Origin of the sequence: Bacillus cereus group sp. MYBK95-2 (assembly GCF_051915225.1) — a bacterium.
In the GTDB taxonomy this organism is placed as follows: domain Bacteria; phylum Bacillota; class Bacilli; order Bacillales; family Bacillaceae_G; genus Bacillus_A; species Bacillus_A cereus.
In genome coordinates this window covers 904,120-916,857 of the sequence record NZ_JBQAEH010000001.1, presented here as the reverse complement: position 1 = coordinate 916,857, position 12,738 = coordinate 904,120, and the positions used below count along the sequence as shown (strand labels likewise).

Below are 12,738 nucleotides of genomic sequence, written 5' to 3'. Positions count from 1 at the left end.
AGAGAAAATCGCTCTCCATAAGGGGAGCGATTTTTTTTATTCATAAAGTAAGCTTCCCACACATAAATCTGTAATGACATATAGTTTGGGAGGGGGAAAAGAAGTGGCTGCAGATCATTCATTACGATTTTCATTAAAAGAATCTGTGTGGTTCCAAAAAGGACAGGAAGTCGAAGAACTTTTGTCAATTTCGTTAGATCCAGACGTTGAGATAGAAGAGCTTGATCATGAAGTAATCGTGAGAGGACAATTAGATTTAACGGGAGAGTATGTTGCACGAAAAGATGATTCCGCGTATTCATTAAGAGAACTATCGCCAGCAAAGTCAATTGATTATGTAGAAACAAGAGAAGATGGGGTTAATGAACTTGTTCATTCCTTTCCACTTGAAATATCAATTCCGAGAAATCGAGTGAAAGTAATTGAAGAGCTATATGTATCAATCGAGGAATTTGATTATGAATTAAAGGAAAATGGTTGCTTACAATTATTAGCGGATATATCTATTACCGGTTTGTGTGATGAAGAGAGAAGCGAGGATGAAGTTGAAGAGGAAGAAACGGTGTATGCTGAGTTAGAAGAAGATTCAGCGCAAGAGGATGAAAATAGACCGGCGCCGCATGTAGAAGAACCAGCATATAAGGAATCAGATGAGTGGGAAGATTACGCATTTGAACCGTTCCAATTAGAGGAAAGAAAAGAGCAGGAATTAGAAGAAGAGAAAATAGAAGAACATGAATTTGTGGAACGTGAAGAGGAGCAAGAAACAACGCCGCAATTTGAACTGTTCGGACGAAAAGATTTCAAGAAAGAAAAAGCGAAAAAGCAGGAAGAACAAGAAGAAGAGTACTCACAGCGAGATGAAAATGCGCTTTATTTAACAAAACTATTTACGAAAGAACCGGAAGAAGAATTTACAAAGTTAAGAATGTATTTCGTGCAAGAAGGGGATACAATTGAATCTATTGCAGACCGTTATGAAACGTCTGTACAAAATTTATACCGTGTCAATCAAACAGAAGATATATTTTTAAATACGGGGCAAATTATTTATATTCCCGTTTCAAGGGTAAAGGTGAAATAAGGAAGTGAGTGTTTTCACTCACTTCCTTTCTTAGAGGCTATGTTTTGAATAGAAAGGGTTATTCGTATGGATATTGAGTTGCGAAATCACTATGAACCTATCGTGAGGCAATATAGATTAGATACGCAGCATATGGAAGAGCACGGAAATGTAATGAAAATTTATACGAATCAAGGTCCATATGCACTCAAGAAAATAGAAGGCAGAAAGTTAGAGCGGAATAACTTTCTGCATCATATTCAATATTTGAAGGAGAAAGGTTTTTCAAATTATGTACCTATATATCATGCGACGGATGGAAGTTATATTTTAAGTGACGGGACGTATAATTATTATTTAATGCCTTGGTTAGAACGTGCAGAAGGAAACGGTGAGGACAATGATCAATACCATAAAATGTTTCAGACACTTGGAACGTTGCATCAAAAAACTGTGAAGGAAGAAACGTATACGGAAGAAGATTTAGAAAAACATTATACAAGTATATCCGATCGTTGGGAAAATGATGGTGAGATGTTAGAAGAGTTTCTCGTAGAATCTGAATCAAAATGGTATATGTCCCCGTTTGAATTGCAATATTGTACGTACTATCATCATGTAATGAGAGCGCGTGAATTTGCAACGAAGCAATTAAATGAGTGGAACGATGCGATGAAAGAAAAGGAGAAAACGCGTATTACTTTTGTGCATGGTAATGTGTCACTGAATCATTTTTTATTTGACTATGAACGGAATGGCTATTTTATTAGTTTAGAAAAATCGAAGTTTGCAACGCCTGTGCAAGATATAGTAGGTTTTTATTCACGGTCTTTAAACACATATCCAATCGCAAGAAGTGATCGGTTTGAATGGTTTCAAATGTATCAAAAAAATTTCCCTTTTACGAAAGAAGAGCAACTACTTATGTTTGCGTATATGACGTATCCATCGCAATTTATTCGGCAAATCCAGTCTTATAAGAAAAGAAGAGATAATCGTAACGAGGAAAATGAACTGCGCGGAGTAAAGAGTTTGCAACAATCGCATTGGCTCGTTAGCAATATAGAATATTTCCTGTCACAATTACAAGCTGCCCAGCAAGGGAACGGATAAAGTAAACATTCCCCGCTGATGATTAGCCTTCACTAATTGGACGTTTACGGGCACCAGGGCTCCCATCTAACTTCTTTGCTTCAGCTGAGTTTTGAGGTGGAGGTCTTACTGCCCACAAATAGCGGGGTAAAGAAGATAAGTAGAGGATTCTACTTATCTTCTTTTTGGCACCAAAAGCTGTAGTTTTAAATTTATCTTGACGAATAAGGTTTCGTTTTTTACACTATTGTATATAATAATTAACAATCATATAAATGCCTTGAAGGGGAAGAGTATAACATGAAACGTCTTCAGAGAGGAGAATCATTAGCTGGGAGATTCTCTAGATAGTTATGTTAGAAGGTAGCCCTGGAGCATCTTTTCTGAACGGAATAGTTCTTATTAGGAAAAGACGGATTTGTCCGTTATCAAATTAAGAGTATAAGCAAATTATGAATTTGTTTGTAAATAAAGGTGGTACCGCGATGTCCCTCGTCCTTTTTGGATGAGGGACATTTTTTATTTTAAGGAGGGAAAATAATGTCAAACACGGAAAAGAATTTACCAACTAAATATGATCATATGTCCGTTGAAGAAGGCCTTTATCAATGGTGGCTTGAAGGCAAATATTTTGAAGCAACAGGAGACGAGAAGAAACAACCGTATACAATTGTAATTCCACCTCCAAACGTAACTGGTAAGTTACACTTAGGTCATGCTTGGGATACAACTCTTCAAGATATTTTAACTCGTACGAAGCGTATGCAAGGATACGATGTACTATGGCTTCCAGGAATGGACCATGCTGGTATCGCAACACAAGCGAAAGTAGAAGGAAAACTTCGTGAAGAAGGTATTTCACGTTACGATCTTGGCCGTGAAAAATTCCTTGAAAAAGCTTGGGAGTGGAAAGAAGAGTACGCTTCTCACATTCGTCAACAATGGGGGAAAGTTGGTTTAGGACTAGACTATTCTCGTGAACGCTTCACATTAGACAAAGGTTTATCAGATGCGGTTAATAAAGTATTCGTTCAATTATACGAAAAAGGCTTAATTTACCGTGGTGAATATATCATCAACTGGGATCCAGCAACACGTACAGCTCTTTCTGATATTGAAGTAATTCATAAAGAAGTTCAAGGTGCATTCTACCATATGAACTATCCGTTAACAGATGGTTCTGGTCACATTCGTCTTGCTACTACTCGTCCAGAAACGATGCTTGGTGATACAGCAGTAGCAGTTCATCCAGAAGACGATCGTTACAAACATTTAATCGGAAAAACAGTTACACTTCCAATCGTAGGCCGTGAGATTCCGATTATTGCTGATGAGTACGTAGAAAAAGATTTCGGAACGGGCGTTGTAAAAATTACACCAGCTCATGACCCGAATGACTTTGAAGTAGGTAACCGTCATGACTTACCACGCATCTTAGTAATGAACGAAGATGGATCGATGAACGAAAAAGCTGGTAAGTATAACGGTATGGATCGTTTCGAATGCCGTAAAGAATTAGTAAAAGACTTACAAGAAGCTGGCGTATTAGTAGAAATCGAGCCACATATGCATTCAGTAGGTCATAGTGAGCGTAGCGGTGCGGTTGTTGAGCCTTATTTATCAACACAGTGGTTCGTAAAAATGGCTCCACTTGCTGAAAAAGCAGTAGCGCTTCAACAAAAAGAAGAAGAAAAAGTAACGTTCGTACCAGAGCGTTTTGAAAACACATATTTACGTTGGATGGAAAATATTCATGACTGGTGTATTTCTCGTCAATTATGGTGGGGACACCGTATTCCAGCTTGGTACCATAAAGAAACTGGTGAAGTATACGTAGGTACAGAAGCACCAGCAGATATTGAAAACTGGAATCAAGATAACGATGTACTTGATACATGGTTCAGTTCAGCATTATGGCCATTCTCCACACTTGGTTGGCCAAATGAAGATTCAGCAGACTTCAAACGTTACTATTCAACAGATGCACTAGTAACGGGTTATGATATCATCTTCTTCTGGGTATCTCGTATGATTTTCCAAGGTTTAGAGTTTACAGGCGAGCGTCCATTTAAAGATGTATTAATTCACGGTTTAGTTCGTGACGAGCAAGGTCGTAAAATGAGTAAATCTCTTGGTAACGGTATTGATCCAATGGATGTTATCGAGAAGTACGGTGCAGATGCAATGCGTTTCTTCTTATCAACAGGAAGTGCACCAGGTCAAGATTTACGTTTCAGCATGGAAAAAGTAGAATCTACTTGGAACTTCATTAATAAAATTTGGAACGCATCACGTTTCGTATTAATGAACATGGATGATATGAAGTATGAAGAAATCGATTTAACTGGTGAAAAATCAGTTGCGGATAAGTGGATCTTAACTCGCTTAAACGAAACAATCGAAAGCGTAACACGTAACATGGATAAATATGAGTTCGGTGAAGCTGGTCGTTCATTATACAACTTCATTTGGGACGATTTCTGTGATTGGTATATTGAAATGGCGAAACTTCCACTATACGGTGAAGATGAAGCAGCTAAGAAAACAACTCGTTCTATTTTAGCTTACGTATTAGATCAAACAATGCGTCTATTACACCCATTCATGCCATTCGTAACAGAGAAAATTTGGCAACATTTACCGCATGAAGGCGAGTCTATTACAGTAGCTGCGTGGCCAACAGTTCGCGAAGATTTACAAGATACGGAGGCTGCGGCAGAAATGCACCTTCTAGTTGATATCATTCGCTCTGTTCGTAACATCCGTGCAGAAGTAAATACGCCAATGAGCAAAAAAGTTCAAATGCAAATTAAAGCAAAAGATGAGGCTGTACTTGCTCAACTTACGAAAAATAGCTCTTACATTGAGCGTTTCTGTAACCCAAGCGAATTAACAATTCAAACGGACTTACAAGCGCCAGAAAAAGCAATGACTGCAATCGTATCAGGTGCAGAGTTATTCTTACCGTTAGCTGATCTTATCAATCTTGATGAAGAGAGAGCTCGTCTTGAGAAAGAACTTGAGAAGTTCGATAAAGAAGTAGAACGTGTACAGAAGAAACTTTCTAACCAAGGTTTCGTAGCGAAAGCTCCTGCAGCGGTTATTGAAGGAGAGCGTGCGAAAGAGCAAGATTACCTAGAAAAACGCGAAGCAGTTCGTCAACGTCTAGCAGATCTTGAAAAGTAAAAATATTTTTAGAGACTCACTATATTGGTGAGTCTCTTTTCTTTGCGTATAATAGAACTATGAAAGTTGTCTTTTGAAAGGGGAAAAGCATACGTGATACATACATACGAAGAAGCGATAGGGTGGATTCATAGCCGATTGAAATTTGGTATTAAACCAGGATTAGAAAGAATGAATTGGATGCTAGAAGAGCTCGGAAATCCAGAGCGTCATATAAAATGTGTTCATCTTGCTGGTACAAATGGAAAAGGTTCAACGTTAACATATATGCGTTACATGTTAGAAGGCGCGAAATATAAGGTAGGAACGTTTACCTCTCCTTACATCGAATCATTTAATGAACGCATTAGTGTGAATGGAACACCAATTGCAGACGAAGAGATTACTGAACTTGTAAAGCTGGTAAAACCAGTCGTGGAAAAACTAGATGAAACGGATTTAGGGGAAGCGACAGAGTTTGAAATTATTACTGTTATGGCGATTTGCTATTTCGGCAAATTCAATTTCTGTGATGTTGTTTTATTTGAAACAGGGCTTGGTGGACGTTTTGATTCTACCAATGTTATACACCCTGTCCTCACGATTATTACGAATATCGGTCACGATCATATGCATATTTTAGGAAATACACTAGGAGAAATTGCATATGAAAAGGCGGGGATTATTAAGTCTGGCGTGCCGGTAATTACTGGTGTACAAGATGAAGAAGCTTTGCAAGTCATTCAAAATGTTGCAAAGGAAAATCATGCAAACTTATACGAGATGGGCAACCATTTTACAGCATTACATAAACAGTCTAGTGAAGATGGAGAACAGTTCGATTTCACTTGTCCTTTCGCCTCTTTTGAAGATGTGCGAATCACAATGAAAGGCAGCCACCAAGTAGGAAACGCAGCACTTGCGCTTATGGCAGTCATGTATGTAAAAACATACTTATCATTTTTAATTGAGGAAGAAGAAATAAGAACTGGATTACAGGAAGCGTATTGGGTGGGGCGCTTTGAAAAACTGCAAAGTAATCCAGATATTATTATAGATGGTGCTCATAATCCAGAAGGTATCGAAAGCCTTGTGAAAACAGTAGAAGCGCATTACAAAGATAAAAATGTAATAGTGTTATTTACTGCCCTTGGTGATAAACAATTACATAACATGGTAGGCCAATTAGAAACCATTGCAGATGAAATTATTTTTACAACATTCGCCTTTGATCGTGCTATTTCTGCTGATAAGCTTGCATCATATTCACAGAAAGAATCAAAATTAGTTTTTGAAAATTGGAAAGAGGCAATTGATACAAAAGTTGAAATGATAGCAGAAAATGATGTTTTTATCATAACAGGTTCTCTTTATTTCATTTCTGAAGTACGAAAATATATTTGCGAGAAAAACTAGATAGTCTTTGCTATCTAGTTTTTTTGTTCTACAAATGAAGTCAAATGCATACATATAAGATAAATATATAGGGTTATTTGGCGAATTCCTCTGACAAATATCTCGTTTTTTTATGAAATGAATATGATATGATGCGGACAACGATAAGAGGTGAGGTGTGAGTGTATGGACAAGCAATCACGAACGATCTCAGTGAAAGTGAATGGAACAGAAGCGAAGTATGAGGAAAAAAAGAAAGATGAATTTGAATGGATGGTAGTAGAAAGTGAACGACCGAAAAATGTTGTTCCGTTTCAAAAAGGGAAATCAATGTCTGTGGAAAAATACCGAAAGAAGTGGAGTAATACATTAATTGTAATCGTTGCAACTGCAATCATTATCGGTACGGCGTTTGGAATGGGGATGCTTCATTTACTTACTGGACAAGGGACGACAGGAGGAAGTGAAGTGACAGCTTCAAGGCCGACTGGAAATGGAGAATCAAAGGTGGGTGGAACGGCAGAACAAACACCAGCACCGAAAGAAGAAAAACAAAAAGCACAAGCAGGAACGTCATTGGATCCAATGAAATTATTTTTTGTTCAAGGGGGGCTTTATTCTTCTGAAGAAAAGGGACAGGCAGCTCTTGAAGAATGGAAAGGCAATGGGGGCATTGGTGCTTTAAGACCGAGCGGTGATAAGTATGCAATAGTTGTTGGTATTGCTAGCGATGAACAGTCTATAAATCAATTAATGACTAAGTATAAAAATGATGGTGTCTCCGTTTTAAAAAAGAACTGGGATATAACAGATAAAGCATTGCTGAAAGATGATAAAGAAGTAGGAACATTTTTAACAAAAGTGCAGCCATTATACACTCATTTAGCAAAATATGCTTCTAGCGTACAAGTTGGTGGAAAAAGCAGCGCAAAAGATATAGAAGTAATTGAAAAAGAATGGAAAAAGGTTGAAAAAGAAGGGAAAAGTATGAAACAAGAAGAAGCAAAGAAACTGTATATGTATACGTCGGTAGCTGTACAAACAGTAAAAGATGGGAAGATGGATAAGGAATCTTTGGCGAAATTAAATCAAGTTATTATTGATGGTTTACTCTCGTATGAAAAAATTGTTTCGTAGAAAGTGAAATGATAGGATAATAAAATGAGTAAGAAAGAAGTACATGTACTTCTTTCTTTTCTTTTGAATTTAGAGCAAAGTGCTTTCTCTATGACAGGAATATAATCGTATGCAATAAAGAAGTGTTATTTTAGTTAGAGAAATTAATATTTCTTTCATTTGTGGACAAACTATTCCTTTGATACGATTAATATAAATTGTTCTGCTTCATGTGAGAAAGGAAGGAGAAAATATGAGAAAAATAATTTTAGCTTCAGGGTCACCTCGGAGGAAGGAATTGCTTGAGTTAGCTAGTGTGCCATTTGAAATCGTTGTAAGTGAAGTAGAGGAAACAATTGGTGCATATTCATCGCCTTCTGATATTGTAATGTCGCTTGCCTTGCAAAAAGCATCAGCGGTGGCAGAAAATAATAGTGATCACATTGTGTTAGGTGCAGATACAATTGTTACATATGAGTCGCGTATTCTTGGTAAGCCTTCTAATGAGGATGAGGCGAAAGAGATGTTGCAATTACTATCAGGGAAAACACATGAAGTGTATACAGGTGTTGCAATTATAGCAAAAGAAAAAACGGTTACTTTTTATGAGCGTACAGAAGTTACATTTTGGGAGTTAACAGAAGAGGAAATTGATACATACGTCGCGTCGAAAGAACCTCTTGATAAAGCCGGTAGTTATGGGATTCAAGGTAAAGGATCTATTTTCGTTCAAAATATTCAAGGGGACTACTATAGTGTAGTTGGCTTACCAATTGCACGTCTCGTTCGGGAATTAAAACAATTTGATATTGATGTAACCCATGCGTAAAATTGCATGGGGTTTTCTTTGAGAGAACAAATAAAGGGGTGGAGAGATGAACGGTATTCGTGATGTTGTAAGAGAAGAACAGCCACGGGAGCGTTTATTGTTAGAAGGTGCTGGAAGTTTATCAAATCGAGAGCTTCTCGCAGTGTTACTCAGAACAGGTTCTAAAGAAGAAACAGTTTTAAAGTTATCAGATAAAATTTTACATCAATTTGATGGCTTACGTATGTTGAAAGATGCAACATTAGAAGAGCTAATTAGTATACATGGTATTGGGATTTCAAAGGCATCGCAACTTATGGCAGCCTTTGAACTAGGCAGAAGAATGGTACGTTTAGAATATCAAAATAGATATAGTATTCGAAGTCCAGAAGATTGTGCGAAATACATGATGGAAGAAATGCGTTTTTTACAACAAGAGCATTTTGTTTGTTTATATTTAAATACAAAAAATCAAGTTATACATAGGCAAACGATCTTTATTGGAAGTTTAAACACGTCAATTGTACACCCGAGGGAAGTTTTTAAAGAAGCCTTCCGTCGTGCAGCAGCCTCTATCATATGTCTTCATAACCATCCCTCAGGAGATCCCACGCCGAGCCGTGAAGATATTGCAGTAACAAAACGCTTAGTAGAATGCGGCCAGATTATCGGAATTGAAGTGCTTGATCATATTATAATAGGTGACCATAAATTCGTGAGTTTAAAGGAAAAAGGTCATATTTAAGACTATGCTTTTTACTTATTTTGTTTTATAATGTGATTTATGAGTTTTTTGTAGAAATTTATCTACAAAAAGGATAAAGATATAAAAAACGTACTGTTTTTATAATATAAAGTAAGAAAAAATGAGTCCGTGAAAACAAGAAAGGAAGATAAATAATATGTTTGGATTTGGTGGATTTACTCGCGATCTTGGAATAGACTTAGGAACTGCGAACACGCTTGTATATGTAAAAGGAAAAGGTGTAGTTTTACGTGAACCTTCAGTAGTTGCGTTACAAACTGATACGAAACAAATCGTTGCTGTAGGTAGCGATGCAAAACAAATGATTGGTCGTACACCAGGGAACGTTGTGGCACTTCGCCCGATGAAAGACGGTGTAATTGCTGATTATGAAACAACTGCAACAATGATGAAATATTACATTCAACAAGCTCAAAAATCAAACGGTTTCTTCTCACGTAAGCCGTATGTAATGGTATGTGTACCATCTGGTATTACAGCTGTAGAAAGACGTGCAGTAATCGATGCGACTCGTCAAGCGGGTGCTCGTGATGCTTATCCTATCGAAGAGCCATTTGCAGCAGCAATTGGTGCAAACTTACCTGTTTGGGAACCAACTGGTAGTATGGTTGTTGATATCGGTGGCGGTACAACAGAAGTTGCAATTATTTCTCTAGGTGGTATTGTAACAAGCCAGTCAGTCCGTGTTGCTGGTGATGATATGGACGATTCAATCATTCAGTACATTAAGAAAAGCTATAACTTAATGATCGGTGAAAGAACAGCTGAAGCATTAAAATTAGAAATTGGTTCTGCAGGCGAGCCAGAAGGTATCGAGCCTATGGAAATTCGCGGTCGTGATTTAGTAAGTGGTTTACCAAAAACAGTACTAATTCAGCCAGAAGAAATTGCAGATGCATTAAAAGATACAGTAGATGCGATTGTAGAATCAGTTAAAAATACGTTAGAAAAAACTCCACCTGAATTAGCGGCTGATATTATGGACCGCGGTATCGTATTAACAGGTGGCGGGGCATTACTACGTAATTTAGATAAAGTAATTAGTGAAGAAACGAAAATGCCAGTTCTTGTTGCAGAAGATCCATTAGATTGCGTAGCAATTGGAACAGGTAAAGCATTAGACAATATCGATCTTTTCAAAACTGCTGCTCGATAATATTGCAAAATAAAAATCAGTGAAATTAAGAGGGTGTGAACGTGCCACAGTTTTTCTTAAACAAAAGATTAATTGTTTTGTTGGTTAGTATTATTCTTCTCGTGGCATTGATTGGAATCTCATTGAAAGAACGGAACAGTTTAACATGGCCAGAGCAGTTTGTTAAAGATACTGTCGGTGTTGTAGAACGTGTATTCCAAAAGCCAGCGAAATACGTAGCTGGATTCTTCGAAAATGTAGAGGATGTAAAGCGCACGTATGAAGAGAATAAAGAATTAAAAGCAAAATTAGATAATTATGCAGGTCTATCAGGGAAAGTAAAACAATTAGAAGATGATAACAAGAAGTTACAAGAGCTAACTGGTAAAAAAGAGTTAAATAGCGGGTATACTGAAATTCCAGCTACTGTTGTTTCTCGTAATCCAGATAAATGGTACGATTTAATTGGAATTGATAAAGGGGCACAGCAAGGAATTAAAAAAGATATGGCTGTAGTAACTTCACAAGGGTTAGTTGGAAGAGTGAAAAGTGTATCTCAGTTTACATCATCAGTAGAATTACTAAGTTCTATGAGCCGAACAAATCGCGTTTCTGCTATTGTACAAGGGCAAGAGAAAATCTTTGGATTGATTGAAGGTTATGACAAAGAAAAGCAATTACTTCTTTTCACAAAGATTGGCTCTGATGCACCGGTAGAGAAAGATCAACTAGTTGTAACATCTGGACTGGGTGATATTTTCCCGAAAGGTCTTGTAATTGGAAAAATCGTTGAAGTTCAGCCGGATGCATATGGCTTAACAAAAACAGCTTATGTAAAACCTGCCGCTGATTTAAATGACGTAGAGCATATTACGGTTGCTAAACGTGCAACACCTTCAGCGCCATTAGAATAGGAGGAGAAGAAGAGATGATGAAGATATTAAAAAGAGCAGCTCTTCCTCTTTTGCTCCTTTTTGTGTTTCTATTTGAAAATATGTTTGCTACTGTTGTTCCAACGGATGTATTTTGGAAAGACAGCATAGCAGCACCGCATTTCTTTATAATCGTCTTATGTTTTATTACAGTGTATTATAGTCCGGTCCAAGGGATTTATTACGGACTATTATTTGGCTTCTTATTTGATACCGTATACACAGAACTTGTCGGGATATATATTTTTGCTTATCCGATTTTAGCTTATTTAGTATATAGTGTGATGAAAGTACTACAATTGAATTTATTTATTGTTGTTTCTATCATATTAGCTAGCGTTGTAGCACTAGAGTATTATGTGTATGGATTCTTAACTTTATTAGGACGTACTCATATGCCAGCGTATGTCTTTTTCACAGATCGTCTCCTTTCTACTTTATTGTTAAATGCTATTTTCTTATTGATAGTTTGTTTCCCACTGAGACGATATATAGTGCGTCTTTCAAAAGCGATGGAAGAAAAAGAAAAAAGGATTTTCTAATTTTATGTCGAATTGAATCGGTGGGGTGAACTTTAGTGGAAGAAAAAAAGCAACAAAATGTAACGATAAAAGGGACAAAAGATGGGATAACGCTTCATTTAGATGATTGTTGTTCATTCTCAGAATTATTGATGGAATTAGACGAAAAACTTTCTACACATTACTACGATGGTGATGGGCGCTCTTTAATTGAAGTGCATGTGAAAGTAGGAAATCGTTATTTAACAGAAGTCCAACAAGAAGAGATTCGTACGTTAATTCGTAATAAAAAGAATCTTGTTGTGGATTCAATTGAAAGTGATGTTATCACTAAAGCAGAAGCAATAGCTTGGAAAGAAGAAACAGAAATTGTCCCTATTTCCAAAATTGTTCGCTCTGGACAAGTTTTACATGTAAAAGGAAATTTGTTGTTAATTGGAGATGTTAATCCAGGCGGAACGGTTATCGCTGGGGGGAATATTTTTGTCGTAGGATCATTAAGAGGAATTGCACATGCTGGGTATTATGGGGATTCGGATGCTGTAATCGCTGCATCTGTTATGAACCCGATGCAACTTCGAATTAGTGATGTGGCAATGCGGGCTCCGGAAGAGAAAGAAGACGGAGCGGAGGCGGCAGAATGTGCGTATATTAATGAGAACAATCACATTGTTGTCGATCGCCTGCAACTTCTCACTCATCTTAGACCTAATTTAACAAAGTTAGAAAGGGGAATTGTATAGCT

General features: G+C 37.2%; 11 protein-coding genes and 1 other annotated feature. All 11 genes read left to right on the top strand.

Features of this window, described 5'->3' with window-relative positions; translation table 11 throughout:
• The first annotated feature begins 73 nt into the window (after nucleotides 1-73).
• The 11 genes from spoVID (at nucleotide 74) to minC (ending at nucleotide 12,736) form a co-directional block, all read left to right on the top strand.
• The gene (gene spoVID, locus ACTFN4_RS04730) at nucleotides 74-1,084 is read left to right on the top strand and encodes a stage VI sporulation protein D (protein ID WP_439962101.1); all 1,011 of its coding nucleotides are present in this window, start codon (nucleotides 74-76) and stop codon (nucleotides 1,082-1,084) included.
• A gap of 66 nt (nucleotides 1,085-1,150) precedes the next feature.
• On the top strand, nucleotides 1,151-2,176 hold the full coding sequence (ysxE, locus tag ACTFN4_RS04725; protein WP_000350658.1) for a spore coat protein YsxE: 1,026 nt from the start codon (nucleotides 1,151-1,153) through the stop codon (nucleotides 2,174-2,176).
• Nucleotides 2,177-2,426: 250 nt separating this feature from the next.
• Nucleotides 2,427-2,658 (top strand) — a binding site (T-box leader).
• Nucleotides 2,659-2,695: 37 nt separating this feature from the next.
• Nucleotides 2,696-5,341: a valine--tRNA ligase gene (locus ACTFN4_RS04720; protein ID WP_000072244.1), complete on the top strand. Its 2,646-nt coding sequence runs from the start codon at nucleotides 2,696-2,698 to the stop codon at nucleotides 5,339-5,341.
• A gap of 93 nt (nucleotides 5,342-5,434) precedes the next feature.
• On the top strand, nucleotides 5,435-6,736 hold the full coding sequence (locus tag ACTFN4_RS04715) for a bifunctional folylpolyglutamate synthase/dihydrofolate synthase (RefSeq protein ID WP_000582039.1): 1,302 nt from the start codon (nucleotides 5,435-5,437) through the stop codon (nucleotides 6,734-6,736).
• A gap of 165 nt (nucleotides 6,737-6,901) precedes the next feature.
• A complete protein-coding gene (locus ACTFN4_RS04710) occupies nucleotides 6,902-7,852 on the top strand; it encodes a hypothetical protein (protein ID WP_000361018.1) in 951 nt (316 codons plus the stop codon).
• A gap of 232 nt (nucleotides 7,853-8,084) precedes the next feature.
• Nucleotides 8,085-8,660: a Maf family protein gene (locus tag ACTFN4_RS04705; RefSeq protein ID WP_001226291.1), complete on the top strand. Its 576-nt coding sequence runs from the start codon at nucleotides 8,085-8,087 to the stop codon at nucleotides 8,658-8,660.
• A 46-nt stretch (nucleotides 8,661-8,706) separates the two neighbouring features.
• Nucleotides 8,707-9,384, top strand: a complete 678-nt coding sequence (radC, locus tag ACTFN4_RS04700; protein WP_001013390.1) for a RadC family protein — start codon at nucleotides 8,707-8,709, stop codon at nucleotides 9,382-9,384.
• Nucleotides 9,385-9,541: 157 nt separating this feature from the next.
• On the top strand, nucleotides 9,542-10,561 hold the full coding sequence (gene mreB, locus ACTFN4_RS04695) for a cell shape-determining protein MreB (protein WP_000466736.1): 1,020 nt from the start codon (nucleotides 9,542-9,544) through the stop codon (nucleotides 10,559-10,561).
• 41 nt (nucleotides 10,562-10,602) lie between these two features.
• A complete protein-coding gene (gene mreC / locus ACTFN4_RS04690) occupies nucleotides 10,603-11,454 on the top strand; it encodes a rod shape-determining protein MreC (protein ID WP_001135488.1) in 852 nt (283 codons plus the stop codon).
• 14 nt (nucleotides 11,455-11,468) lie between these two features.
• Nucleotides 11,469-12,014: a rod shape-determining protein MreD gene (gene mreD / locus ACTFN4_RS04685; protein WP_000975766.1), complete on the top strand. Its 546-nt coding sequence runs from the start codon at nucleotides 11,469-11,471 to the stop codon at nucleotides 12,012-12,014.
• Between the two features lie 35 nt (nucleotides 12,015-12,049).
• Entirely contained in the window at nucleotides 12,050-12,736 is a 687-nt protein-coding gene (minC, locus tag ACTFN4_RS04680) for a septum site-determining protein MinC (RefSeq protein ID WP_000391521.1), read from the top strand.
• Nucleotides 12,737-12,738 lie beyond the last annotated feature (2 nt).